This is a genomic window from Pyruvatibacter sp. HU-CL02332, from assembly GCF_040362765.1.
Classification (GTDB): Bacteria; Pseudomonadota; Alphaproteobacteria; order CGMCC-115125; family CGMCC-115125; genus Pyruvatibacter.
Genome location: NZ_BAABWK010000002.1, coordinates 518,469 through 543,346 on the forward strand (window position 1 = coordinate 518,469; position 24,878 = coordinate 543,346).

Below are 24,878 nucleotides of genomic sequence, written 5' to 3' on the forward strand. Positions count from 1 at the left end.
TTAGTTGGCCCCCATCAGCGAGTAGTAGGTAATAAACGCAGCGACGCCGTTCAGCATCGCGAAGGCGTAGTGATAGACGTAGCCGGTCTGAAGCTTCACGACGTTGCGCGTGATGTCCATCACGCGGGCGGCGATGCCGTTGGGTCCAAACCCGTCGATGACAAATCCATCGCCCCGCTTCCACAGGAAGTTGCCCAGCCACATGGCAGGTCGCACAAAGATCAGATTGTAGAGCTCGTCGAAGTACCACTTGTTGAGCAGGAACTGATACAGCGGCTGCTGCTCTCGGGCGAGGTTCTTTGGAATGTCAGGACGAGCTATGTAGAACAGCCATGCCGTAGCGAAGCCTAGGGACATCATCACAAATGGCGACCACACAACCCATGCAGGTGCGTTGTGGAAGGTTTCCATAATGTCAGTCTGATTGAGGACAACCCCATTCCAGAACTCGTCCTGGTGATGACCAATAAAGAATTCAGTGAACGGGAACCCAGCCAGCACCGTGCCGATTGAGAGTACGATCAATGGAATGAGCATCACCCACGGGCTTTCATGCACATGGCTGATGACATCATTCGACGCTCGGCTTTCCCCATGGAATGTCATGAAGATCAGGCGCCATGAGTAGAAGCTGGTCATGAGAGCAGCAATGACCGTCATGGCAAATGCGTACCCCGCCAATTCGGTGTTTGCCATGTAGGCTGCTTCAATGATCGCGTCCTTGGAGAAGTACCCAGCCAGATACGGGAACCCGGTCAGCCCCAGTGTGCCGATAATCATCATGATCCAAGTACCCGGGATCATTTTGTAGAGGCCACCCATTTTTCGCATGTCCTGTTCGTCAGACATGGCGTGAATGACGGAACCCGACCCAAGGAACAGAAGTGCCTTGAAGAACGCATGGGTGAACAGATGGAAGATGGCGATCTGGTAGGCACCTAGCCCAAGCGCAACGAACATGTAGCCAAGCTGTGAGCAGGTTGAGTATGCGATCACACGCTTGATGTCATTTTGAACAAGACCAACGGTCGCCGCAAAGAACGCAGTGGTCGCGCCAACAAGTGTCACAACCCAAAGCGCATCCGGGGCAAACTCGAACATCGGAGATGTACGTGCCACCAGGAAAACACCTGCTGTCACCATGGTAGCTGCATGAATGAGAGCAGAAACTGGCGTCGGCCCTTCCATCGCATCCGGCAGCCAGGTGTGCAACAGGAATTGCGCTGACTTACCCATGGCGCCCATGAACAACAGCAGGCAGATGGTCGTCATGATGTCCAGCTGCATACCGGCGAAATGGAAAGTCTGGCCGGCGACTGTCGGCACCAACTCAAACACTGTGTCGAAGTCGAGCGATCCGAAGACCATGAAGATGCCGGCCAGTCCAAGGATCAGGCCAAAGTCACCCACTCGGTTGACGACAAACGCCTTCATGGCGGCAGCATTGGCGGACGGCTTTTTGTACCAGAATCCAATGAGCAGGTATGACGCGAGGCCCACGCCTTCCCAGCCAAAGAACAGCTGTACGAAATTGTTGGCCGTCACCAGCATCAACATGGCGAAGGTAAAGAGTGACAGATAGGCAAAGAACCGCGCCCGGTGCGGGTCATGGCTCATGTAGCCAATCGAATACACATGCACCAGCGAAGAGACAGACGTCACAACAACAAGCATGACGGCAGTGAGAAAATCGACCCGGATCATCCAGTCGACTTCAAGTGCGCCGGAATCAATCCAGCGTAATACGTGCACCTGGTCAGTGTGACCACCGATGGCAACGTCAAAGAAAGCAATCCATGACAGAAGCGCAGTCAGGAGCAACAGCGCCGTGGTCACGATTTCAGCACCACGGTGGCCGATCACCCGGCCAAAAAGGCCGGCGACAAGGGCACCGATCAGGGGCAGAAAGAGAATGGCTGAATACATGGGGAGCGCGCCTCTAACCCTTCATGAGGTTGACGTCCTCAACCGCGATCGATCCGCGATTTCGGAAGTACACAACCAGGATGGCAAGGCCGATGGCTGCTTCAGCAGCGGCAACGGTCAAAACGATCATCGCAAATATCTGCCCGACGAGATCTCCAAGCTGTGTGGAAAACGCGACGAGGTTGATGTTTACGGCAAGCAGCATCAACTCGACGGACATCAAAATGATGATGATGTTCTTCCGGTTGAGAAAGATACCGAAGATGCCGAGCGTAAACAGCAGTGCTGCGACAGTAAGATAATGGCCAAGGCCGATAGCGATCATGTCCTTGTCCCCCTAAATGCCCTGGCCCGGTTTTACATCTTTGAGCTCGACGGCCTGCTCACGTGTGCGGGCAACCTGCTGCGCAATAGATTGACGTTTGACGCCTTCCTTGTGGCGCAAGGTCAGCACGATGGCACCGATCATTGCGACCAGCAGGATCATGCCTGATGCCTGGAAGTAGTAGACGTAGTCTGTGTACAGCACACGCCCAATGGCTTCGGTATTGGTGACATCGGTCAAAATGGGTGTTGGTGATGCAGCAAGTGCCGCTGCCTCAGGCGCAATAGTCCAAGCCCCAACAACCAGCAGCAATTCAAGCAGAAGAATGAAGCCGATGAGGGCGCCAAACGGCATGTACTGTAGGAAGCCTTCGCGCAATTCCGCAAAGTCCACATCCAGCATCATCACCACAAACAGGAACAGCACCGCGACCGCGCCCACATAGACGATGACCAAAATCATCGCCACAAACTCAGCGCCCATGAGCACAAAGAGGCCCGCAGCGTTGAAGAAGGTCAGGATCAGGAACAGAACCGAATGCACAGGGTTGCGTGCTGCGATCACCATCACAGCAGACGCCACCGCGATAAACGCGAAGACGTAGAACGCAATCGTTGCAACGATCATCTTATTTGAGCCCCCCGGCCCGGTTCAAAAATGGTGCAAGCAAACGGCCTGCATATCAGTCAAATCTCTAGACGTGCACACCGCGGTTAACGGTACGGCGCATCCAATTCCATGTTCTTCGAAATCTCACGTTCCCAGCGGTCACCGTTACTCAGCAAACGGGCCTTGTCATACATCAGCTCTTCACGTGTCTCGGTCGCAAACTCGAAGTTTGGCCCTTCCACGATTGCATCCACCGGACAGGCTTCCTGGCAGAAGCCGCAATAAATACACTTCACCATGTCAATGTCGTAGCGCGTGGTGCGACGAGTACCGTCATTCCCGCGCGGTGCGGCTTCAATGGTGATGGCCTGGGCCGGGCAAATGGCCTCACACAGTTTGCAGGCAATACATCGCTCTTCGCCGTTCGGGTAGCGACGCAACGCATGTTCTCCCCGAAAACGTGGAGAGATAGGCCCCTTCTCGAACGGGTAGTTCAGTGTCGGCTTCGGCTTGCCCATATAGCGCAGCGCCAGGAAGAAACTCGACACAAACTCGGTCAGGAAGAGTGACCGGGCGGACTGATCTAGCCATGCCATTTTCGTGTGTCTCCTTACGCCGGCAACAGGTCGAACGCGACAAGCACGCCGGCCGTGGCCACGAGATAAAACAGCGACAGGGGCAGAAATACTTTCCAGCCTAGACGCATCAACTGGTCATAGCGGTACCTTGGCACCATCGCCTTCACCATCGCGAAGATGAAGAAAATGAAGATGACCTTGAACCAGAACCAGAAGAATCCGGGAATCCAATTGAACGGCGCAATGTCGACCGGCGGCAGCCAGCCACCCAGGAAGAAGACGGTGATCATCGCGCACATCAGGAGGATCGCCACGTACTCCGCGAGGAACAGCAGCATGTAGGGCGTAGACGAGTACTCTGTCGCAAAGCCCGCAACGAGCTCTGCTTCTGCCTCCGGCAGATCAAACGGAGGCCGGTTGGTTTCAGCCAATGCCGAGATAAAGAAAATCACGAACATCGGGAAAAGCGGAATGAAGAACCAGTTCAACAGTCCGTAGTTACCATCCTGCGCGCGCACGATGTCTGAGAGGTTCAGTGACCCTGCGACAAGGAGCACCGTGACGATTACGAAACCCATCGACACTTCGTAGGACACCATCTGAGCTGCAGAACGAAGTGCACCCATGAACGGGTACTTAGAGTTGGATGCCCACCCGGCCATGATGATGCCGTACACACCAAGCGACGAGATCGCAAAGATGAAGAGCACGCCCACATTGATGTCTGCCAATGCCCAGCCATCTGCCATCGGAATAACCGACCATGCAGTCAGGGCCAGAACAGCGGCAACAATAGGTGCAAGAATGAACACACCCTTGTTCGCACCCGACGGAATAACAAATTCCTTGAAGACGAATTTCAGAAAGTCGGCGAAGGTCTGAAGCAGACCGAATGGACCCACAACATTGGGGCCCCGGCGCAGAGCGACAGCTGCCCAGACCTTGCGGTCCGCATAAAGAAGAAATGCGATCAGCAGGAGCAAACCAACGATGGTGAGCAGTGTCTGCCCAACAATGATGGCTCCGGTCAGACCGTATGTGCTCAGGAAATCAGCCATTGGTGCCGGTCGCCTCTTTTGAAGTCGTGTCCTGTGCAACGCGATGAGTTGCCGCCAATGACAGGTCAGCCATTGTCTTACTGGCTCTCGCAATCGGGTTGCTCAGGAAAAAGTCAGAAATCGCCAATTCAAATGCCGCAGAGTCCATGTCCCCTGTTGCCAGTGTCGGCATGTCACCGGCTTCAACCTGACCGATGCGCATCATGTGAGGCGCATCCTCATACATGGCTGCGCGCAACTGAGCGAGGTTGTCGTAGGGCAATGTCTTGCCAATGGCATCAGAGAGTGCCCGGATGATTGACCAGTCTTCACGCGCATCGCCGGGTGGGAACGTCGCGCGTCGCCCTTGTTGAGCGCGCCCTTCGGTGTTGACCCATGTGGCCGATTTTTCCGTGTAGGCAGCGCCGGGCAAAATCACATCCGCACGATGCGCGCCTCGATCGCCATGACTACCCTGATAGATGACAAAAGCATCGCCAAAATGGGTGCCATCGATTTCGTCGGCGCCAAGTAGATAGACAACTTCGACATCGCCCGAACGCGCTGCGTCCAGAATGGCTGCTGTGTCCTTGCCGCCTTCGCCGGGGACGAAGCCAAGATCAAGGCCCGCAACACGGGCTGCTGCAGTATGAAGTACGTTGAAGCCATTCCACTCGCCAGAGATCGCACCGACGCTGTGGGCCAGTGTCATGGCGCTTGCCAAAACAGCGGCACCGTCAGCCCGCGTCAGGGCGCCTTGGCCGATGATGATCATTGGCTTCTTGGCGTCTTTCAAAACCTGCGCAAAGGAATGCGTGCCCGCTGCGACTTCTTTCAACGTGTCGGGACCTGCTCCCAATTCCGTCACTGGGTAGGTCAGATCGCGTGCTGGACCAATGTTACCCACCTGCATGCCCGTTTCACGCCACCGGCGGCGCAGGCGCGCATTCAGTACCGGTGCTTCGACGCGCGGATTTGAGCCGATGAGCAGGACAGCGTCGGCTTCATCAATGCCCTCAATACCGGAATTGAAAAGATACCCACCTCGGGCTCCGGCTTCGAGTTTGGTGCCATCCTGACGGCAATCAATATTGCTACTACCGATTGCCGCCGAGAGATCTTTGAGTGCCTTCATGCTCTCGGAGCAGGCAATATCCCCGGCAAGGGCCGCAAACTTTGTGCCGTCCAATCCATCAAGCCGCTCGGCTATTGCCGCAAACGCTTCGTTCCATGAAGCCGGCTTCAGCTTGCCGTCCTTGCGCACATAGGGTTGGTCCAAGCGCTGGCGGCCCAGGCCATCCCACACAAAACGCGTCTTGTCAGAAATCCACTCTTCATTGATGTCGTCTGCATTGCGCGGAATGATCCGCATGACGGCTTTGCCCCGCGCATCAACACGGATGTTGCTGCCAAGGGCATCCATCACATCAATGGTTTCGGTCTTCTTCAGTTCCCAAGGTCGGGCCTGATAGGCGTAAGGACGAGAGGTCAATGCACCAACCGGGCAAAGATCAATGACGTTACCCTGAAGCTCGGACGACATAGCTTCTTCAAGGTAGGTGGTGATTTCCATGTCTTCGCCGCGGCCAATGGCGCCCAGCTCGGCCACACCTGCCACTTCCGTCGCAAACCGAATGCAGCGGGTGCAATGGATGCAACGGGTCATGATTGTCTTGACCAGCGGACCAATATGCTTGTCTTCGACCGCGCGCTTGTTTTCCGCATAGCGCGAGCCATCGGTGCCATAGGCCATGGCCTGATCCTGCAGGTCACACTCTCCGCCCTGATCGCAGATCGGGCAATCCAAAGGATGATTGATCAGCAGGAATTCCATCACGCCCTCGCGGGCGTCTTTCACCATCTTGGTATTGGTGAACAGCTCTGGTGGCTGACCTTCAGGGCCAGGACGCAGGTCTTTGACGTTTTGAGCACATGAGGCAACAGGCTTGGGCGGGCCGCCCTTTACCTCAATGAGGCACATGCGGCAGTTACCAGCGACCGACAAGCGCTCGTGATAGCAAAAGCGAGGAATTTCCTTGCCTGCTTCTTCACACGCCTGCAGCAGCGTGAGATCGCTATCGACCTCAACCTCTTCGCCGTCAACCTTGATGGTGCGCAGTTCGCCCATGCTCGTGATCCGTATCCTGACTATTCCGCTGCGACCGCTGAACCACCGCTGGATGCGGTAGCCTTGCGGGCAGCAATTCGTGCTTCAAATTCCGGCCGGAAGTGGCGAATAACGCCCTGCACTGGCCATGCGGCGGCATCGCCAAGCGCACAGATGGTGTGGCCTTCGACCTGCTTTGTGACTTTGAGGAGCGTATCGATCTCCTCTATCTCAGCTTCACCCTTTGCCATGCGTTCCATGACACGCCACATCCAACCTGTGCCTTCGCGGCATGGGGTGCACTGACCACAGCTTTCATGCTTGTAGAAATAGGACAGACGGGCGATCGCTTTGATGATGTCCGTCGACTTGTCCATGACGATCACAGCCGCTGTACCCAGCCCAGACTGCACGTCCTTGAGCGCGTCAAAGTCCATCAGAACCGTGTCGCAGATGTCTTTGGGAAGTAGCGGAACAGAAGACCCACCAGGAATGACCGCCAACAGATTGTCCCAGCCACCACGCACGCCGCCTGCGTGTCGCTCAATCAGCTCCTTGAGCGGGATCGACATTTCTTCTTCCACATTGCACGGATTGTTCACGTGCCCGGAGATCGAGAAAACCTTGGTGCCGGTGTTGCCGGGGCGACCAAAGCCGGCGAACCAATCACCACCACGACGCAGGATCGTGGGCGCCACAGCAATGCTCTCGACGTTGTTGACGGTCGTCGGGTTGCCATAGAGGCCCACATTGGCAGGAAATGGCGGTTTCAACCGCGGCATGCCCTTCTTGCCTTCCAGGCTCTCAAGCAACGCTGTTTCTTCACCGCAGATATATGCGCCTGCTCCATGGTGAACGATTACATCAAACGGATAACCAGAGCCGCATGCGTCTGGTCCGATGAGGCCTGCCTCATAGGCTTCGTCAACCGCGTCCTGTAACCGGTCGCGCTCGAAAATGTACTCACCGCGCAGATAGATATATGCGTGGTTCGCGCCCATGGCGAAGCCGGCTACCAGGCACCCTTCGATCAGCTTGTGCGGGTCATGCCGCATCATTTCCCGGTCTTTGCAGGTGCCGGGTTCGGACTCATCGGCATTGACCACAAGGTAGTGAGGACGACCGTCACTTTCCTTTGGCATGAAAGACCATTTCAGGCCGGTCGGAAAACCCGCACCGCCGCGTCCGCGCAGACCAGATTTCTTGACTTCCTCAATGATCCAATCGCGGCCCTTGGCCAGCAGTTCCTTGGTGCCGTCCCAATCGCCGCGCTTGCGAGCGGCTTCCAGGTTCCAGCTTTCAAAGCCATACAGGTTCGTGAAGATGCGGTCCTTATCTTCAAGCATGACTAAGCTCCCTCACCTTCTGCAGACATGTGCGGAACATCCTGAAGCGTCGTCGCGCCGCCTGCTGGTTCAGATGACTTGCGGCCGGTCTGGGAGCCAATGCTGACATCACGTCCAGCAGCGAGATCGTCCAGCAGTTTTTCAAAATTCTCTGCACTCAGATCTTCGTAGTAGTCATCGTTGATCTGAACCATTGGCGCGTTGGCGCAGGCGCCGAGGCATTCAACCTCAAGCCACGAGAAGTTCCCATCGGTGGAAACCGTGCTTTGCTCGCCGATCCGCTTGCGACAGACTTCTTTTAGATCGTCAGCCCCACGCAGCCAGCAGGGTGTCGTGCCGCAAAGCTGGATGAAGTGCTTACCCACGGGCGACAGATTAAACATCGTGTAGAAGGTCGCTACCTCAAGCACGCGGATGTAGGACATGTCCAACATCTCCGCGATAACTCGAATAGCTGGTTCTGGCAGCCAGTAGTCGTGCTGCTTTTGCGCCTGCCAAAGAAGTGGAATGACTGCGGACGCCTGACGGCCGTCAGGGTACTTCGCAATCGTCTTTTTCGCCCACTCCAGGTTTTCAGGAGTGAATGCAAAACTTTCAGGCTGGTTGGGATCCAGACGCCGGACGCTCATCGGTCCACCTCGCCAAACACAATATCAAGGGAGCCAAGAATGGCAGACACGTCCGCCAGCATGTGGCCTTTACACAAATGATCCATCGCATGCAGGTGCGAAAAGCCCGGTGCGCGCAACTTGCACCGGTAAGGCTTATTGGACCCATCAGAAACCAGGAACACGCCGAATTCACCCTTAGGCGCTTCCACCGCTGCATACACCTCACCGGCAGGCACGTGATAGCCCTCGGTATAGAGTTTGAAGTGATGGATCAGCGCTTCCATGGAGCGTTTCATCTCACCGCGTTTGGGCGGCACAATCTTGCCATCAGTAGAAGAGACCGGTCCCTCACCCTCAGGACTCCGCAACTTTTCGAGGCACTGCTTCATGATGCGGATGGACTGGTGGCACTCCTCAACGCGGCACAGATAACGGTCATAGCAATCACCATTCTTGCCAACCGGAATATCGAACTCCAGCTCTGAGTAGCACTCGTAGGGCTGCGACCTGCGCAGGTCCCACGCCATGCCGGACCCGCGAACCATCACGCCGGAGAACCCCCAGGCAAGTGCATCCTCTTTGGTAACAACCCCAATATCGACATTGCGCTGCTTGAAAATACGGTTGCCCGTCAGCAATGCCTCAATGTCATTCATGACCTGCGGAAACTCGTCGCAGAAGACCATGATGTCATCCAGCAACTCGTTGGGCAGGTCCTGATGCACGCCACCTGGACGGAAATAGGCTGCGTGCATGCGGCTGCCTGATGCACGCTCGTAAAACACCATCAAGCGCTCGCGCTCTTCGAAGCCCCAAACGATCGGTGTCATAGCACCCACGTCCAGCGCCTGCGCCGTGATGTTGAGGATGTGAGACAGCAAGCGGCCAATCTCGCTGTACAGTACCCGAATGAGCTGGCCACGCTTGGGAACGGTAATACCATGCAGACGTTCGACGGCCATCGCAAAGGCGTGTTCCTGGTTCATTGGGGCCACGTAATCGAGGCGGTCCAGGTACGGCACGGCTTGCAGGTAGGTCTTCTGCTCCATCAACTTTTCAGTGCCGCGATGGAGAAGGCCGATATGCGGATCGACACGCTCGACCACTTCGCCATCCATCTCGAGCACGAGGCGCAGCACGCCATGAGCAGCTGGATGCTGAGGACCGAAATTGATTGTTATGTTATCGGTCTTGTCGGTGTCGTCGCCGGGGGAGACATTTGTCGGGGCAATGTTCATTTGGGCTGCTCCGCCTTCTCATCCCCTGGAAGGACGTATTCAGCACCTTCCCACGGGCTCATGTAATCAAAGCTGCGGAATTCCTGCATGAGCTTTACAGGCTCATAGACCACTTTCTTCTGTTCGTCGTCATAGCGAACTTCGTAGTAGCCGGTGAGTGGGAAGTCCTTGCGCAACGGATGCCCCTCAAAACCGTAATCGGTGAGAAGACGACGAAGGTCCGGGTGGCCGGCAAACTGAACGCCGTACATGTCCCAGATTTCACGCTCTTGCCAGTTGGCTACTGGATAAACAGAAACGCAACTTGGAACCAGCGTATCCTCGTCAGCTTCAATCTTGATGCGGATACGTTGGTTCAGGGTCATTGAAAGCAGGTGATAAACCACGTCGAACCGACGCTGCCTCGCTGGATAGTCGACACCTGTGATGTCGATGAGAGTTGTAAACTCACAACCGCTTCCATCGCGCAGAAACTTCAAGACCCGGACGATCTCGCCAGCAGGTACGGTAATCGCCAACTCGCCAAAAGCGACCTCGTGGCTTTCCACAAGATCGCCAAGGCCCCCGGACACCTGCTCTGCAAGGTCCGTGAGTGTTTCTTCGCTGGGCGTCACGTCAACAACCGACATGGCTTGCTTTCGCTGTTCTCGTTACAGGCTGCGCATCAGCAACCTTTGGGCGGGATGCACTGTGCCTAACGGCACGTGCGGGTTAGGTCAGCGCACGATCGTGCTTGTGCGCCGGATTTTCTTTTGAAGCTGCAAAATGCCGTAGAGCAACGCTTCAGCCGAAGGCGGGCAGCCAGGAACATACACATCAACCGGGACGATCCGGTCACAGCCGCGCACGACAGAGTATGAATAGTGGTAGTAGCCGCCCCCGTTAGCGCAGGAGCCCATGGAAATCACATAGCGGGGCTCGGGCATCTGGTCGTACACCTTGCGCAATGCCGGAGCCATCTTGTTGGTCAGTGTGCCTGCCACGATCATCACGTCTGAGTGGCGGGGGCTACCGCGCGGCGCGAAACCAAATCGCTCAACATCATAACGCGGCATCGATGACTGCATCATTTCAACAGCGCAGCACGCTAGGCCGAAGGTCATCCACATCAATGAGCCGGTACGACCCCACGCGATAAGATCTTCCAGGCTGGTGACGACAAAACCCTTGTCGTCCATTTCTTCAGTGATCTGCCGGACCAGTGGGTCATTGTCCGCATCGGAAGGTTGCGGCGCTCGCATCAGATAGCCGGTCTTGGGATCAATCAGACCGCCAGTGCCTTCAGGAACCAGGACACCGTCTTTGGTTTCTATTCCCATTCCAGCGCACCTTTTTTCCACTCGTACACAAACCCAATGGTCAGGATGCCGAGGAACACCATCATCGACCAAAATCCGAACATGCCGATCTCGCCTAGGGAGATTGCCCAGGGAAAGAGGAATGCCACTTCAAGATCAAAGATGATGAAGAGGATGGCGACCAGATAAAACCTCACATCAAACTTCATGCGCGCATCGTCAAAGGCATTGAACCCGCACTCATAGGCTGAGAGTTTTTCCGGGTCAGGGTTTGACGGCGCAATAATCATCGGCGCGACCAAAAATGCGGTCACCAGCACGATGGAAATGCCGAGGAAGAAGATGATCGGCAGATAATTGGCAAGAAGCTCAGGCATGGGCCCTGTCTTAAACGTGTTTGCGGGGACATGAGAAGCCATATCCCGCGACCCGGCTGTTTCGCCGCGCCTTCCGCCCTTCCCTCCGTTTCACGTCCAAAAAGTATGGCGATTCACTTGTAGTCAGGATTGGGCGCCACTATATCCCCGCGCCGCAGCATTTCAACGTGCTGAACGAGTGGTTTTCGCTGCTTTTTCGCATGTCGAGACTGCGCTAGACGCATGTGAGGGCCAATGTTGCGAGGCGTTATTAAAAACCGGCCGTTTCAGCCGGCAGAGTCAGTTCGGGGCCTCGCGCAGGCGCAATGGCTGACCCTATTGGCTGGACAAAGTTTGGTCTGAAGTTGGGTTGCCCCATGTGGCCCAATCTGCCTCAAGCGGATGGATTAGAGTTTCTGATTTTGCAGGGCCAAATCCAGCTGATCCGAGGGAAGACAAATGAGTTTTAGAAATCTATCAGCACATCTTGGTGAGCTGCTTCCTGATACGCAAACCGCCATTCTCAGACTTGCTGAAAATGGCGGGAGTGACGGGACTCGAACCCGCGACCTCCGGCGTGACAGGCCGGCACTCTAACCAACTGAGCTACACCCCCGCGTAAGGGTTCCGCAGGCACAGTTTTGCGCTGCGGAGCGGCGTGTCTAGGGCACCCTATAGGTAGGTGTCAAGCACCTGCGGACCCTAAAGCTGTGGATTTCTCTTCCGCACCGTCTTTTGGCTTGCTGCCGCAGAGTTTGTGGAGGCTTACAGCCAGTGCCTTGACCGAAATAGGCTTGGGCACAAAGTCGGTCATTCCGGCAGCCAGGTAGTCCTGTTTGGTACCCCGCATTGCGTGCGCCGTAATCGCAATAATGGGTAGATAGCGATCGGTATCACGTTCTTCTTCACGGATCAGGCGGGTTGCCATAACACCATCGATATTTGGCATTTGGACATCCATCAGCACCGCGTCATATGCAGTGCCACGCACAGCTTCGATGGCCTGAGCTCCGTCTTCGACAAGGTCGTAGGTGTATCCAAGCCTGGAGACCATCGCCGTGATAACCCTTTGGTTTACAGCATTGTCTTCAGCAATCAGCAAATGAGGCTTTGAAGGATCGTTGACGGCATGTTGCGCAGAAAAGGCTTCGAGTTTAGACGGAGATCGGTTGACCGCCTCATCTAGTGTTGGCATCGGCTCCGTGGAAGCATCAACATTTGCGGCCCTGACCTTCATCGGCACTGCTGTGGGTGCAGGTTCAAGATGATCATCGCCAAAAGCATCGTTAGGTTCGGCAAAATCAATTGTGAACCAGAACGTGCTGCCCATCCCAGGCTGACTTTCCACGCCTATTTTACCGCCCATGCGTTCAGCAAGCTGCTTACATATCGCGAGCCCCAAACCGGTACCGCCAAATTCCTCGAAGGTTTTGCCGGAGGCCTGAACGTAGGGTTCAAACAGTCGCGCCTGCGCATCACCGTCGATTCCGATACCGGTGTCTTGAATTGAACATCTCAGCTTGGCCCGATTGTCCGTCCCTTCCGTCATTGACAGGTAGACATTGATCGTACCCGCGTCTGTAAACTTCAGCGCATTGCCTATGAGGTTGGACAGGATCTGACGCAATCGTACCTTGTCAGCAACAATCGCTTCGGGAACCTGGGGATCCACATCCAGGAAAATTCCCATATCACGCTGTGCGGCACCGGGGGCAAACAGGTGGATGACCCCCTGCACCAAGTCGTACGGTCGAAACTCTACCGGGTTCAGCTCAAGTCGATTGGCGCCAAGTTTCGACAGGTCAAGCAAGTCATCAAGGATGGCAAGCAAACCGCGCGCGCTGTCGACGGCGATATCGGCAAGAGGCTGCTGGTCTGAGTTCAAGTTGGCACTTGTCAGGAGATCAAGCATCCCGATGATGCCGTTTAGAGGCGTTCGAAGCTCATGGCTTACCGTTGCCACGAATTTGGATTTGGCTTCGCTTGCTTCCAGTGCATCCACACGCGCCTGGCGCAACTCCTCCTCGGCCTGGCGGCGCTCGGTGATGTCGCCAACGGCACATACCACGCGACCAGGTTTGCCATCACTGTTGAAAGACGCAACTGCTTTGACCTGCACCCACCCGTCCGTGCCATCAGCTCGCACGAAGCGCACTTCGCCGTCACAGCGATTACCTGTCTTAAATGAGCGGTCGATAAGGCTGTAGAAAGATTTGCGGTGTTCGGGGTGAATGAATGCTCTGACAACATCGGCGTCAAACGCATTTCCTGTTTCAGTTACGCCGAGGATTTCCTTCAGCCGCTCAGACATGAAAATGACATCGGAGCCGAAGTCCCAATCCCATAAACCGTCACGGGAAGCCTCCACCACCATGCGCAGGCGCTCTTGTGTCACCTGCTTTGCGAGGTCTTCTTCACGCTCCGATGTTACGTCGTGGAAGACGCCAAACAGTCTGGCAGCGCCGGGCACATCGGCGTTTTCGACCTCGCCTCGTGAGACAACATATCGAACGCTCCCATCGGGGCGCAAAATACGTAGGTCAAATTCGAACGCTTCACCGGTCTCCAAACTATGGCTGATGCAGTCGCGCACGCGCTGCCGATCATCAGGATGGTACGCCGCAATGGCTGTATCGATATTCACACCTGATGGATCTGGTTCAAGACCATGGATTTCAAATACGCGGTCGGACCACAGAACACTTCCGGTCGAGACGTCATACCGCCAGTAGCCTGTGTTGCTTATGGTCTGGATGCGATCCAGCAATGTCTTGTAGTGACCTGTTGCCCACAGAGCTTGGCGTTCCGACGTGGTTTCCGACACACAAACGAACAGGAGGCCTTTTGTGTTGAGTGCGGGTTTGAACTCAAGCTGGAATGACCGACCAAGTTGTGTGTTTGCGGCAAGATCCATCGACAATGAGCCGCCCTTGAGGCCTGCCATGGATGCAATCCAGCGGATGTTCTCATCGGCACCGCGGAACGTGTTGATCCAGCCGTCCCCAAGAAGTGCTTTGCAGTCTAAGGAAAGCAGTTCGCAGGCACTGTCTGACGCAGCAAGGCAATCTCCCTGCGCATCTATGAGAAGCGTTGGGCTTGGCAGCCAATCGATTGGTGGCACACTTTCAGCAGCATCAGTGCTGGGTGCCTCCGGACCTGTGTCCCTCATAAATCTCTGCCTTGAACTACGTCCCGGCTAGCAACCCGAGATTTTCGGCGCACGACTTCAAAATCGCTCCGATGTGCAACTCAACGCAATCTAGATAACAAAGGTAAATGCCCAGCTAAGCCTAAGGTGCCTGGTAGCCACGTCTGGGAGTCAAAGGCACATGGTGGGCGGTGACGGGCTCGAACCGCCGACCCTCTCGGTGTAAACGAGATGCTCTTCCAGCTGAGCTAACCGCCCATGTGATGCCATATGGCTGACGCGCTCATTTTGTGAGGCGCGGAGGCAGGTCATACGCCACCTCGCGTCATTCGCCAAGAGGGATTTGGCTGCTTCTGGACACTTTTGGCTCATTTAGAGGCCATACAACGCAAAACGGCCCGGCAGCCCCTGTTGGGGCGCTCAGGCCGTCCTGGTACCAATCAAAAGGGCTGTACTCAGTGGTGCCCAATAGACGTCGGCTGAAATCAGCTATTCACAGCGTCCTTCAGGCCCTTGCCAGCCTTAAACTTAGGCTGCTTCGACGCAGGTATCTGAATCTTCTCGCCAGTGCGTGGATTACGCCCTTCACTGGCAGCGCGTTGCGACACACTGAAAGTCCCAAATCCGACGATCCGGACTTCGTCACCACCCTGTAGGGTCTTGGTGACCTGGTCGAAGACGCTTTCAACTGCTGTTGTCGCATCGGTTTTAGACAGGCCGGTCTGTTCGGCCACTTCTGCAATCAGATCGTTCTTATTCACTTTGAATGCCCCATCGCTTGGAATGTGGTGCGGTTTAGGACTTTGAGGTTAGACCCGCGCAGAAGCGCCGACCAAGGCTTTTTCCGCAGAAATCCGGCAAAAAAGATGGTGCGGCGCACCATAGACGAAGCCGCGCACCATGTGGCTCAGAACCCTTAAACCCTTGAATTCAATCACTTTTTTGAATTGAGCATCGCAAAATACGCTAAGCCATTGATAGACAAGCAGCTTTTGCGGCGCGGCACCATAAATCCAAAAAAAAGCGGCGGGGCCAAGAAACCCCGCCGCTTAGATGGTTTTTCGAATCAGCCGCTACGGCTCGACAACGCCTTAATGGGCGCGAATTGCACCTTCTCCGGTGGCTCCTGCCCCCTGGGCCAGATTAGAAAGAGCCTGCTCTTCAAGCTCCGTCGTTTCTGGGTCAAGCGGTGTTACCGCCTCGACAAGGGCATGTTTTACAACTTCGTCCATGCTGGAGACAGGCACGATCTCGATTTCGTTTTTCACGTTGTCGGGAATCTCCGGCAAATCCTTGGCATTCTCTTCCGGGATCAGCACCTTTTTGATGCCGCCACGAAGAGCTGCCAAGAGCTTCTCCTTAAGGCCACCGATCGGTAGGACGCGACCTCGAAGCGTGACTTCGCCAGTCATGGCTATGTCTTTGCGCACGGGAATGCCAGTCATCAACGAGATGATGGTGGTTGCCATGCCAATGCCGGCCGAAGGGCCATCCTTGGGCGTTGCACCTTCCGGAACGTGGACGTGGATGTCCTTGCGCTGGAAGTATGTCGGGCGAATGCCGAGCTCAACGGATCGAGACTTCACATAGGAAGACGCTGCTCCGATTGACTCCTTCATCACATCGCCAAGCTTGCCGGTGGTCGTCATCTTACCATTGCCGGGCACCATGACGCCTTCAATGGTCAGCAGTTCACCGCCCACTTCTGTCCAAGCCAGACCGGTCACCGCACCAACCTGATCCTCTTCTTCACTGACCCCGAAACGGAACTTCGGAACGCCAGCGTACTCCTCGATGTTGTCATTGGTGACGAGCACCTTCTCAACATCACTGGTGAGGATCTGCTTCACGGCCTTGCGGGCCAAGCCTGCAAGCTCACGTTCAAGGTTTCGCACACCGGCTTCACGTGTGTAGCGACGGATCAAAGTGCGCAGGCCATCATCGTTGATTTCCCACTCGCCCTTCTTGAGACCATGAGCCTTGAACTGGCGGTCGATCAGATGACGTCGGGCAATTTCGACCTTCTCGTCTTCCGTGTAACCGGCAATGCGGATGATCTCCATGCGATCCATCAGTGGCTGCGGCATGTTGAGCGTGTTGGCCGTTGTAACAAACATCACATTGGAGAGGTCGTAGTCGACTTCCATGTAGTGATCAGCAAACGACGCATTCTGTTCAGGATCCAGGACCTCAAGCAGAGCAGAAGCCGGATCGCCCCGGAAGTCCTGCCCCATCTTGTCGATTTCATCGAGCAGGAAGAGCGGGTTCACCGACTTCGCCTTCTTCATCGACTGGATGATCTTGCCTGGCATGGAGCCGATATATGTCCGGCGATGGCCACGGATTTCAGCTTCGTCACGAACACCACCAAGCGACATGCGCACGAAGTCACGGCCCGTTGCCTTCGCAATCGATTTGCCAAGCGACGTCTTACCAACACCGGGAGGCCCGACGAGGCACAGGATTGGTCCGCGCAGCTTGTTTGTCCGCTGCTGGACTGCAAGATACTCAAGGATGCGCTCCTTGACCTTCTCAAGACCGAAGTGGTCGTCGTTGAGAACTTTTTCTGCGGCGTTCAGGTCCTTTTTGACACGACCCTTTTTGCCCCAGGGGATAGACAGCATCCAATCCAGATAGTTGCGCACTACCGTGGACTCAGCTGACATCGGGCTCATCTGCTTGAGCTTCTTGAGCTCCGCATTGGCCTTTTCCTTGGCTTCTTTGGAGAACTTGGTCTTCTCAATACGCTCTTCGAGTTCAGCAATATCGTCCTTGCCGTCTTCGCCTTCGCCCAGTTCCTTCTGGATCGCCTTCATCTGTTCGTTGAGATAGTACTCGCGCTGCGTCTTCTCCATCTGAGTTTTGACGCGCTTGCGGATCTCCTTCTCAACCTGAAGGACGCTGATCTCGCCTTCCATGAAGCCATAGATGCGCTCCAGCCGTTCGCGCACGGCGATCAGCTCAAGCAGCTCCTGCTTTTCAGAGATGCGGATATTGAGGTGTGACGATACCGTATCCGCCAGCTTGGAGGCTTCGGTGATCTGGCCAACTGAAACCACAACTTCAGGCGGAACCTTCTTGTTGAGCTTCACATATTCTTCGAAATGACCGGTCACAGAACGCTTGAGTGCGTTGATCTCAGCCTCTCCGCTTTCGTCGTCTTCCAAAACATCCATCTTGGCCTGGAAGAATTCATCATTGGCGACCCATTCGGTCACCTTGGCGCGGCGAACGCCTTCGACGAGAACTTTGACAGTCCCGTCAGGCAATTTGAGAAGCTGCAGAACGGTCGCGACCGCGCCGATGTCATACATATCATCAGTAGACGGATCATCGTCTGATGCGTCTTTCTGAGTGAGCAGCAAAATCTGCTTGTCTTCCGCCATCACGTCTTCAAGGGCGCGAACGGATTTCGGGCGGCCCACAAAAAGCGGCACCACCATGTGCGGGAACACAACAATGTCACGCAGCGGCAAGACCGGGAGGCCTTCTGGCCGCGGGGTCACAATGCCCGTGCTTCCACTGCTTTTGGGTGTATCGGTGCTCTCAGTCATACAAAGTCACCTTTTATCTGACGGACCCTAGCTTGAGGCGTCCTGGCGGGCTTTATGCAGACACACGACATGAGAGTGGTCGGTGCCAAAAACCCAGATTTCAACCATTTTGGGGAGCAGCGGCCGTACAGGACGCACCGCGCTTCACCTCAATATCTGGTGCGCAAGAGCCGTGCTTCAAGGCCATATGTTGTTGTCGACATATGGCCTCAGGGCTTTGCGCACTTATGCGCTGGCGTCAGCTTCTTCAGCTTTGCGCTCGGCATAGATGTAGAGCGGCTGGGCGCGGCCTTCGACCACATCGCCGGAAATCACCACTTCTTCCACACCATCAAGACCAGGCAGCTCAAACATGGTTTCCAGCAGGATTGATTCCAGAATGGAGCGCAATCCGCGGGCACCCGTCTTACGTTCGATCGCCTTGAGGGAAATAGCCTTCAGCGCTTCTTCGGTGAAGGTGAGCTGGGTGTCTTCCATCTCGAACAGACGCTGGTACTGCTTCACGAGAGCATTCTTAGGCTCGGTAAGGATTTTAATCAGCGCATCGGAATCAAGATCTTCCAGCGTTGCGAGAACCGGCACACGACCAACAAATTCCGGAATGAGACCGAACTTCAGCAGATCTTCCGGTTCGATGGATTTCAGAAGCTCGCCAGTCTTGCGATCATCTTCAGCTTCCACCTGTGCAGCGAAGCCGATTGACGTGGACTTGCCACGACTGCCGATGATCTTTTCCAGACCGGCAAATGCACCACCGCAAATGAAGAGGATATTGGTTGTATCTACCTGCAGGAATTCCTGCTGTGGATGCTTGCGGCCACCCTGGGGAGGCACACTTGCAACTGTGCCTTCCATGATTTTGAGCAGCGCCTGCTGAACGCCTTCACCAGACACATCGCGCGTGATGGACGGGTTGTCAGACTTACGGGAAATCTTGTCCACTTCGTCGATATAGACGATGCCGCGCTGGGCGCGTTCCACATTGTAGTCGGCGGACTGCAGCAGCTTGAGAATGATGTTCTCAACGTCTTCGCCCACATACCCCGCTTCGGTAAGTGTGGTGGCATCAGCCATCGTGAACGGCACATCAAGAATACGTGCCAGGGTCTGCGCGAGGAGCGTCTTACCGCAGCCGGTTGGACCGATCAGAAGAATGTTTGATTTTGCCAGTTCCACTTCAGAGTTCTTGGAAGCGTGGCCAAGGCGCTTGTAATGGTTGTGCACGGCAACCGCCAGGACGCGCTTGGCGTGGGCCTGGCCGATTACGTACTCATCGAGCACTTCATTGATGTCGAGTGGCGTAGGGACGCCATCGCGGGATTTCACCAATGAGGATTTGTTCTCTTCACGGATGATGTCCATGCACAGCTCAACGCATTCATCGCAGATGAATACCGTCGGACCAGCAATCAGCTTGCGCACCTCATGCTGGCTCTTGCCACAGAAAGAGCAGTAGAGAGTGTTTTTGGAATCGCCACTGCCGCCGCTGACTTTGCTCATAAAAACCTACCCAAAAGGGTTCCTCGATATCGGCCTGGCAGCGGAAAACTCCGCGCCATGCGCTTGTTGGTGCCTGAACCACCGTCCCTATCTGCCCCTCGAACTGCAAACGCTACGCCAGCCAAGATGAATGGAAGGCAACAAGGAGGGGGGATTCAGGCGAATCCCGTCTTTTTCATTCGACCACGATAGCCGAAGGGCAATCAACACCCGGTTAAGACCAACGTGGAGCCGCATTTACCTTAGTCAAGGTGCCCCAAAATCAGGCAACCTGACATTTCGGACAAAAATTGGCCGAAATTGGGGTTAGGCAGCCTGTGCTTCATCAGCGGGATCACCCGGACGGCTGTCCATGACAGCGTCTATGAGCCCGAAATCCTTAGCAGATTCAGGTGTCATGAAGTTATCGCGCTCCAAAGCTTCCTGAACCTTGTCAATTTCCTGGCCGGTGTGCTTCACGTAAATCTGATTGAGCCGCTCACGCAGAGCGAGCACTTCGCGGGCATGAATTTCAATATCAGACGCCTGACCCTGAAAGCCGCCAGATGGCTGGTGAACCATGATCCGTGCATTTGGAAGTGCGAATCGCATGTCCTTTTGGCCTGCGGCCAGCAGCAAAGAGCCCATGGATGCGGCCTGTCCGATGCACAGCGTGGAAATCTGAGGACGGATAAACTGCATGGTGTCGTAGATCGCCATGCCGGAGGTCACAATGCCGCCAGGAGAGTTGATGTACATGGCAATCTCCTTTTTGGGGTTCTCTGACTCCAAAAAGAGCAGCTGCGCTGTAATCAGGCTGGCCATGCCATCTTCGACAGGTCCAGTCACAAAAATGATCCGCTCCTTCAGGAGACGGGAAAAGATGTCGTAGGACCGTTCGCCCCGGCTGGTCTGTTCGACCACCATGGGCACGAGGTTCATGTAAGTCTCGACGGGATCATGCATCTTCAGTGTCGTCCTTGGTGCGAATTGGCGGGTTCAACAGACTGGGTTTCTTCGCATTCCCAGCATGCCAAACGAAAATGTGGGGTGCCGTGAATCACGGCTACCCCACATTAGATAGGTCTTGCTGGCCAAACCGTAAAGACGGACCAGACTTATCCACAGAAAGAGACGGATTGGCGAACCAATTGAGGCCTATTTGTCGTCCTTGCTCTTTTTGTCGTCTTTCTTCTTGGAAGTGGCCTTTTTCTTAGTGGCAGCCTTCTTTTTGGCAGCAGCCTTCTTCTTCGGCTTGTCTTCCTTCGCATCAACAGCTTCTTCAGCCGGCGCATCCGGATCTTCCAGAAGCGCTTCGCGGGTCACTGTTTCGTCGGTGACTTTGGCTAGCTCGAGGATGTAGTCGACCACCTTGTCTTCAAACAGAGGCGCCCGGATCTGTGCCTGAGCCTGCTGGTTCTGCGTGTAGAACTGGAACACCTGCTGTTCCTGTCCCGGGAAATTACGGGCCTGTTCAGCAATGGCGCGGTTCACTTCGTCCTGAGTGACCTGAACCTCATTGCGCGTTCCCACTTCGGACAGAAGCAGACCAAGGCGCACGCGGCGTGCGGCGATTGTCTTGAACTCTTCTTTTTCCTCATCGGAAATTTCGACGTCTGAATGGTCGTGGTCATGATCCTGCTCAGGATCATAATCTTCAGCGCTATGCGCTTTCTCAGACTGGGCCTGCTGGATGATCTGCTCGATCTCCTGCTCAAGCATGGTCGGTGGCAATTCGAAATCCAAAAGGCCATCAAGTTCATCAAGCAATGAACGTTTTACCCGGTTTCGAGAGATACGACCGTAGTCCTCACCGATGCGGCCTTTGAGAGCTTCCTTAAGGGCATCCAGGCTTTCAAGGCCCATCTGCGTGGCGAACTCATCATCAATCTTTGTTTCGGCGGGGCCAGCGACTTCCTGGACCTTCACGTCGAAAACAGCATCCTTGCCCGCGAGATGCTCAGCACCATACTCGGCTGGGAACGTCACATTGACGGTCACGTCGTCGCCAGCCTTGGCGCCAACGAGCTGTTCTTCAAAACCAGGAATGAACTGCCCAGACCCAATCACCAGCGACGCGCCTTCTGCAGTGCCGCCTTCAAAGGCCACATCATCGACCTTGCCGAGGAAGTCAATTGTGAGGCGGTCGCCGTCTTCTGCTTTTGCCTTCTCGTCCTTTGGCTCAAAGTTCTGCTGCTGTGCAGCCATCTGAGTGATGGACTCGTCTACTTCTTCATCGCTGACTTCCACCACAGGGCGGGAGAGCTTGAGAGCTGAGAAGTCAGGCAAATCGAAATCGGGCATGATTTCGAATGTGAGCTTGTAGGTGAGGTCAGACTTGCCCTCAATAACCGGCTCTACATCGCCTTCAAGCTCAATGTTGGGCTGCAGCGCCGGTTTCAGTTCGCGCTCTTCGATTGCCTTCTGGGACGTTTCACCAACGGTCTCCTGAATGACATCGCCCATTACGGACTTGCCGTAGGTCTTCATGAGGTGCGACTTGGGCACTTTGCCCGGGCGGAAGCCCTTGAGCTGAACCTGGCCTTTGATTTCATCTAGCTTGGCATCCAGGCGGCCAGCGAGGTCCGCAGCTTCGATGACAACCATAAATTCGCGTTTCAGCCCTTCAGAGAGGGTTTCGGTGACCTGCATCGCCGTCTCAATTCCGTTTCATGTTGCGCATCTCAGACTCATGGAGATCCATGGACTTGAAATGCCAATACACCGCACTTTTCAAGGGGCCGGCGCCTCATGCGCGCCCCCAAAAGGCAGCAAATCTGTTGTGTCAGGATGTGGTGCGGGCGAAGGGACTTGAACCCCCACGCCTTGCGGCACAAGAACCTAAATCTTGCGTGTCTACCAATTCCACCACGCCCGCATACCTGCCTGACAGGCGGAGCGCTTTCTACACCATGAATCACAAAGCGCAAACAGGCAGATACTCGGGATTTATGCCCGGTTGGCTCCGTTCATGCCGGATGGGCTCATCAGAGCGTCAAAACCTCATCTTTTCGCAAGGTCAATGCGGCCGGCGGTGCGTTGCTTGTGAAATCATATGTCTGCAATCGCCCGGTCCGTTTTGCCCACTGATAGGCTGATTTTCCGCAGGCATTCTGGTGGTGCCATATGAAATTCGTAAGGCGGCTCAACCGCTGAATCCAGAAGCGCTCAGGAATGGTCTCCCGTGGCGGAGTCCCACCGAGTTCAATGTCGGCAGTGATGACACCTGCGCCTTCTGAGTAGTGCATAGAAGCAACCAACTCGCCTTCCCCATTTATGATTTGCGTGTCACCCATCAATTGAGTGCGGGTCCCAACGTTAAAACGGGAGCCCGGCACCATGAGGTAGCCGCCCTCGAGGGTGCCTGTGTGACCTGCATGCAGGATCGGTGCCCCAATCATTGCCGCCAGTCGGCCCGGCGTGCGGTGCATCATGCGACCATTGCCTTCATGAAACGACTTTGCGATGGGCTTGAAGACCCACCAGCCCGGGTCTGACCACCAGTGTGATCCGGTCATCAGCAGGTCAACTTTACCGATGAGCCGCTTGGGCGTCTGTGTGCGGACCATTTCCCAACACACAGCTGCACCGATACGACCCTGGGATGTTTCGATGCAGCCGTCGTCGCTGCCTCCGACATAGAAAGCGTTCTCCACCATTGTGGGTAGATCTTTGTCGTGGCGGTGGACCGTCCCGTCAGGTTCAACGAGCACATAGGTGTTGTACACATCGCCGTCGCGCATCTCGAGGTAGGAGCCGCCAATCATCACCTGATTGCGGGTTGCCTTCGATACGAGCATGTCGAGCGCAGGGTTCTCCGGCGGCAAGGAACACGCAAACAACCGCTCGTCATAAACGATGCGTGTTGTGAAGAATTCAGGGATCGCGATGACCTTCGCGCCCCTTGCAATCGCTTGATCGATAAGCCGCGACGCCTGTTCGATGTTGTACGGGACATCAGCAACCCGCGCCTCCATCTGCACCGCCGCAACTCGTGTCGTTTCAAATGTCTCCTGAGACATGGGGCAGACCTCCTTTTGCGCTTATCGGGTAAGCCACGCACCAACGAGCCACAGATAGGCGGTCGTCATGATGATGAAGGATATGATCGAGAACACCCGCATACCGCGCTGCTCAGGCAGCGGCTTGGTGGAACAGGCCATGTAGAGGAAGGGCATCGGGTTGGTCCAGGAGCCCACAAGCAATAGCCACCCCGCAACCACGGGCATCTCAGGGAACACTGTTGCAATCACCATCTGCAAAATGCCCATGAACACATTGTCGAGGTGATATTGCAGCACCCTCTTTGTGTGACGAAGCGGTCCGACCTGCTTCCAGCCAGAGTGCATCAGGGCCAAAGGCCACCCCAGCAACACAGCTACTGTGACCTGTATCAGGCCAGATGTGATCAGAATTTCGCTCATGAGCCGTTTATTCCTGTCGAATTACTTGGACACTTTTTTGTGTCTGGATTACTTATTTTCAATATATTTGGAGATTATATCGGGTCGCAATGTCTAAATTTTCCGACAGTATTGAAGGCAGTCTGGCCTCTCTTGGCCTTAGCGGCAAGCTGGGGCGTTTCTATGTGGCCGCTCTGAAACTGGGCAGCGCGCCGGTGCAGCAAGTGGCTCGGGAGGCGGGGATCGGACGCACCACGGCCTACTCGCTCCTTGAAAAACTCAAGGACGAGAAGCTCGTCACCCTCGTCCAGAAGGGTGGCAAGACACACATGGTGGCCGAAAACCCGGACGTGCTGGCTCGCAACCTGGACGACAAGCAACGCGCGCTATCAGCGATGCTGCCAGATTTGCGATCCCTATATGACAAGGGCGAAAGCACGCCGCGTTTTCAGGTCTACGATGGCGTCGACGGCATCTCGACGGTGCTGAACACAGTGCTCACTTCGGATGCGGACACTGTCCGTGGAATCTTGTCCATGCAGGAACTGCTTGCTTCGCCGGGACGCGATGTCATTGATCGGTTTGTGGCCCAGCGTGTTGCGGCAGGAAAATGGCTCCATGTCCTGCGATCCAAGGCGGAAGAGACTGACGACATTTGGCAGGACAGTGATGAAGAGAAGCGTCGTGTCCGCTACACCTCTGCTACGGAACCATTTGTGATGACCCTGTTCCTGTTCGACAACAAGGTGGGCCTCATCTCATCCCGAAAGGAGAACTATGGCCTCATTATCGAAAGCAGCGAGTTCGCCAAGGTGCAGAAAGCGTTGTTTGATGTGATGTGGCAGGCGAGCGTGTAGCCCACT

21 protein-coding genes and 3 tRNA genes are annotated in these 24,878 nt (G+C 55.3%); 1 reads left to right on the forward strand and 23 read right to left on the reverse strand.

Going from position 1 to position 24,878, the window contains the following annotated elements; all coding sequences use genetic code 11:
- The 23 genes from nuoL to ABXH05_RS13310 form a co-directional block, all read right to left on the reverse strand.
- Positions 1-1,926, reverse strand: coding sequence for an NADH-quinone oxidoreductase subunit L (gene nuoL, locus ABXH05_RS13200; protein WP_353561409.1), 1,926 nt, complete (start codon positions 1,924-1,926; stop codon positions 1-3).
- 13 nt (positions 1,927-1,939) lie between these two features.
- Positions 1,940-2,248, reverse strand: coding sequence for an NADH-quinone oxidoreductase subunit NuoK (gene nuoK, locus ABXH05_RS13205; RefSeq protein ID WP_043950699.1), 309 nt, complete (start codon positions 2,246-2,248; stop codon positions 1,940-1,942).
- A 15-nt stretch (positions 2,249-2,263) separates the two neighbouring features.
- Positions 2,264-2,878, reverse strand: a complete 615-nt coding sequence (locus tag ABXH05_RS13210) for an NADH-quinone oxidoreductase subunit J (RefSeq protein WP_348140051.1) — start codon at positions 2,876-2,878, stop codon at positions 2,264-2,266.
- A gap of 86 nt (positions 2,879-2,964) precedes the next feature.
- The gene (gene nuoI / locus ABXH05_RS13215; RefSeq protein WP_043948892.1) at positions 2,965-3,456 is read right to left on the reverse strand and encodes an NADH-quinone oxidoreductase subunit NuoI; all 492 of its coding nucleotides are present in this window, start codon (positions 3,454-3,456) and stop codon (positions 2,965-2,967) included.
- Between the two features lie 14 nt (positions 3,457-3,470).
- Positions 3,471-4,496 (reverse strand): NADH-quinone oxidoreductase subunit NuoH, encoded by a 1,026-nt coding sequence (gene nuoH / locus ABXH05_RS13220; RefSeq protein WP_348140049.1) that lies wholly within the window; start codon positions 4,494-4,496, stop codon positions 3,471-3,473.
- Positions 4,489-6,603, reverse strand: a complete 2,115-nt coding sequence (gene nuoG, locus ABXH05_RS13225) for an NADH-quinone oxidoreductase subunit NuoG (RefSeq protein ID WP_502947741.1) — start codon at positions 6,601-6,603, stop codon at positions 4,489-4,491. Before nuoG ends, nuoH begins: the two co-directional genes overlap by 8 nt.
- Positions 6,604-6,623: 20 nt before the next feature.
- Positions 6,624-7,928 (reverse strand): NADH-quinone oxidoreductase subunit NuoF, encoded by a 1,305-nt coding sequence (gene nuoF / locus ABXH05_RS13230; protein ID WP_348140047.1) that lies wholly within the window; start codon positions 7,926-7,928, stop codon positions 6,624-6,626.
- A gap of 2 nt (positions 7,929-7,930) precedes the next feature.
- On the reverse strand, positions 7,931-8,557 hold the full coding sequence (gene nuoE / locus ABXH05_RS13235; protein ID WP_348140045.1) for an NADH-quinone oxidoreductase subunit NuoE: 627 nt from the start codon (positions 8,555-8,557) through the stop codon (positions 7,931-7,933).
- Positions 8,554-9,777 carry an NADH-quinone oxidoreductase subunit D gene (locus ABXH05_RS13240; protein ID WP_353561410.1) on the reverse strand — a complete coding sequence of 408 codons (1,224 nt, stop codon included), beginning with the start codon at positions 9,775-9,777 and terminating at the stop codon, positions 8,554-8,556. Before ABXH05_RS13240 ends, nuoE begins: the two co-directional genes overlap by 4 nt.
- Positions 9,774-10,406 carry an NADH-quinone oxidoreductase subunit C gene (locus tag ABXH05_RS13245; RefSeq protein ID WP_353561411.1) on the reverse strand — a complete coding sequence of 211 codons (633 nt, stop codon included), beginning with the start codon at positions 10,404-10,406 and terminating at the stop codon, positions 9,774-9,776. Before ABXH05_RS13245 ends, ABXH05_RS13240 begins: the two co-directional genes overlap by 4 nt.
- Positions 10,407-10,493: 87 nt before the next feature.
- A complete protein-coding gene (locus ABXH05_RS13250) occupies positions 10,494-11,018 on the reverse strand; it encodes a NuoB/complex I 20 kDa subunit family protein (protein WP_275450970.1) in 525 nt (174 codons plus the stop codon).
- Between the two features lie 68 nt (positions 11,019-11,086).
- A complete protein-coding gene (locus ABXH05_RS13255) occupies positions 11,087-11,452 on the reverse strand; it encodes an NADH-quinone oxidoreductase subunit A (RefSeq protein WP_348140039.1) in 366 nt (121 codons plus the stop codon).
- Between the two features lie 518 nt (positions 11,453-11,970).
- Positions 11,971-12,047, reverse strand: a tRNA-Asp gene (locus tag ABXH05_RS13260).
- 69 nt (positions 12,048-12,116) lie between these two features.
- On the reverse strand, positions 12,117-14,375 hold the full coding sequence (locus ABXH05_RS13265) for a PAS domain-containing protein (protein ID WP_353561412.1): 2,259 nt from the start codon (positions 14,373-14,375) through the stop codon (positions 12,117-12,119).
- A 386-nt stretch (positions 14,376-14,761) separates the two neighbouring features.
- Positions 14,762-14,837: transfer RNA gene (locus ABXH05_RS13270), tRNA-Val, on the reverse strand.
- Positions 14,838-15,064: 227 nt separating this feature from the next.
- Positions 15,065-15,340: a non-specific DNA-binding protein Hbs gene (hbs, locus tag ABXH05_RS13275; RefSeq protein ID WP_043948883.1), complete on the reverse strand. Its 276-nt coding sequence runs from the start codon at positions 15,338-15,340 to the stop codon at positions 15,065-15,067.
- A gap of 330 nt (positions 15,341-15,670) precedes the next feature.
- Complete coding sequence (gene lon / locus ABXH05_RS13280; RefSeq protein WP_348140034.1) at positions 15,671-18,133, reverse strand: endopeptidase La; 2,463 nt, start codon at positions 18,131-18,133, stop codon at positions 15,671-15,673.
- A 225-nt stretch (positions 18,134-18,358) separates the two neighbouring features.
- Positions 18,359-19,633, reverse strand: coding sequence for an ATP-dependent Clp protease ATP-binding subunit ClpX (gene clpX / locus ABXH05_RS13285; RefSeq protein WP_043948882.1), 1,275 nt, complete (start codon positions 19,631-19,633; stop codon positions 18,359-18,361).
- Positions 19,634-19,939: 306 nt separating this feature from the next.
- Positions 19,940-20,578 carry an ATP-dependent Clp endopeptidase proteolytic subunit ClpP gene (gene clpP / locus ABXH05_RS13290; protein WP_348140031.1) on the reverse strand — a complete coding sequence of 213 codons (639 nt, stop codon included), beginning with the start codon at positions 20,576-20,578 and terminating at the stop codon, positions 19,940-19,942.
- A gap of 192 nt (positions 20,579-20,770) precedes the next feature.
- Complete coding sequence (tig, locus tag ABXH05_RS13295) at positions 20,771-22,264, reverse strand: trigger factor (RefSeq protein ID WP_353561413.1); 1,494 nt, start codon at positions 22,262-22,264, stop codon at positions 20,771-20,773.
- A gap of 141 nt (positions 22,265-22,405) precedes the next feature.
- Positions 22,406-22,490 (reverse strand) — tRNA-Leu (locus ABXH05_RS13300).
- A 109-nt stretch (positions 22,491-22,599) separates the two neighbouring features.
- A complete protein-coding gene (locus ABXH05_RS13305) occupies positions 22,600-23,634 on the reverse strand; it encodes a carbon-nitrogen hydrolase family protein (protein WP_353561414.1) in 1,035 nt (344 codons plus the stop codon).
- Positions 23,635-23,655: 21 nt separating this feature from the next.
- Complete coding sequence (locus ABXH05_RS13310) at positions 23,656-24,036, reverse strand: hypothetical protein (protein WP_353561415.1); 381 nt, start codon at positions 24,034-24,036, stop codon at positions 23,656-23,658.
- Positions 24,037-24,125: 89 nt separating this feature from the next.
- Between ABXH05_RS13310 and ABXH05_RS13315 the strand changes: the two genes are divergently transcribed.
- Positions 24,126-24,872, forward strand: a complete 747-nt coding sequence (locus ABXH05_RS13315; RefSeq protein ID WP_353561416.1) for a TrmB family transcriptional regulator — start codon at positions 24,126-24,128, stop codon at positions 24,870-24,872.
- The last annotated feature ends 6 nt before the right edge of the window (positions 24,873-24,878 follow it).

What these genes read in the sequence shown, in the direction of transcription:
- ABXH05_RS13250 (WP_275450970.1), bottom strand. Translation starts at nt 11,018, where the DNA reads ATGCGAGCGCCGCAACCTTCCGATGCGGACAATGACCCACTGGTCCGG.
- ABXH05_RS13210 (WP_348140051.1), bottom strand. Translation starts at nt 2,878, where the DNA reads ATGATCGTTGCAACGATTGCGTTCTACGTCTTCGCGTTTATCGCGGTG.
- ABXH05_RS13315 (WP_353561416.1), top strand. Translation starts at nt 24,126, where the DNA reads ATGTCTAAATTTTCCGACAGTATTGAAGGCAGTCTGGCCTCTCTTGGC.
- clpX (WP_043948882.1), bottom strand. Translation starts at nt 19,633, where the DNA reads ATGAGCAAAGTCAGCGGCGGCAGTGGCGATTCCAAAAACACTCTCTAC.
- nuoH (WP_348140049.1), bottom strand. Translation starts at nt 4,496, where the DNA reads ATGGCTGATTTCCTGAGCACATACGGTCTGACCGGAGCCATCATTGTT.
- nuoE (WP_348140045.1), bottom strand. Translation starts at nt 8,557, where the DNA reads ATGAGCGTCCGGCGTCTGGATCCCAACCAGCCTGAAAGTTTTGCATTC.
- clpP (WP_348140031.1), bottom strand. Translation starts at nt 20,578, where the DNA reads ATGCATGATCCCGTCGAGACTTACATGAACCTCGTGCCCATGGTGGTC.
- ABXH05_RS13265 (WP_353561412.1), bottom strand. Translation starts at nt 14,375, where the DNA reads ATGGCAGGCCTCAAGGGCGGCTCATTGTCGATGGATCTTGCCGCAAAC.
- ABXH05_RS13310 (WP_353561415.1), bottom strand. Translation starts at nt 24,036, where the DNA reads ATGAGCGAAATTCTGATCACATCTGGCCTGATACAGGTCACAGTAGCT.
- nuoG (WP_502947741.1), bottom strand. Translation starts at nt 6,603, where the DNA reads ATGGGCGAACTGCGCACCATCAAGGTTGACGGCGAAGAGGTTGAGGTC.
- ABXH05_RS13305 (WP_353561414.1), bottom strand. Translation starts at nt 23,634, where the DNA reads ATGTCTCAGGAGACATTTGAAACGACACGAGTTGCGGCGGTGCAGATG.
- tig (WP_353561413.1), bottom strand. Translation starts at nt 22,264, where the DNA reads ATGCAGGTCACCGAAACCCTCTCTGAAGGGCTGAAACGCGAATTTATG.
- lon (WP_348140034.1), bottom strand. Translation starts at nt 18,133, where the DNA reads ATGACTGAGAGCACCGATACACCCAAAAGCAGTGGAAGCACGGGCATT.
- nuoL (WP_353561409.1), bottom strand. Translation starts at nt 1,926, where the DNA reads ATGTATTCAGCCATTCTCTTTCTGCCCCTGATCGGTGCCCTTGTCGCC.
- nuoI (WP_043948892.1), bottom strand. Translation starts at nt 3,456, where the DNA reads ATGGCATGGCTAGATCAGTCCGCCCGGTCACTCTTCCTGACCGAGTTT.
- ABXH05_RS13245 (WP_353561411.1), bottom strand. Translation starts at nt 10,406, where the DNA reads ATGTCGGTTGTTGACGTGACGCCCAGCGAAGAAACACTCACGGACCTT.
- nuoF (WP_348140047.1), bottom strand. Translation starts at nt 7,928, where the DNA reads ATGCTTGAAGATAAGGACCGCATCTTCACGAACCTGTATGGCTTTGAA.
- ABXH05_RS13240 (WP_353561410.1), bottom strand. Translation starts at nt 9,777, where the DNA reads ATGAACATTGCCCCGACAAATGTCTCCCCCGGCGACGACACCGACAAG.
- ABXH05_RS13255 (WP_348140039.1), bottom strand. Translation starts at nt 11,452, where the DNA reads ATGCCTGAGCTTCTTGCCAATTATCTGCCGATCATCTTCTTCCTCGGC.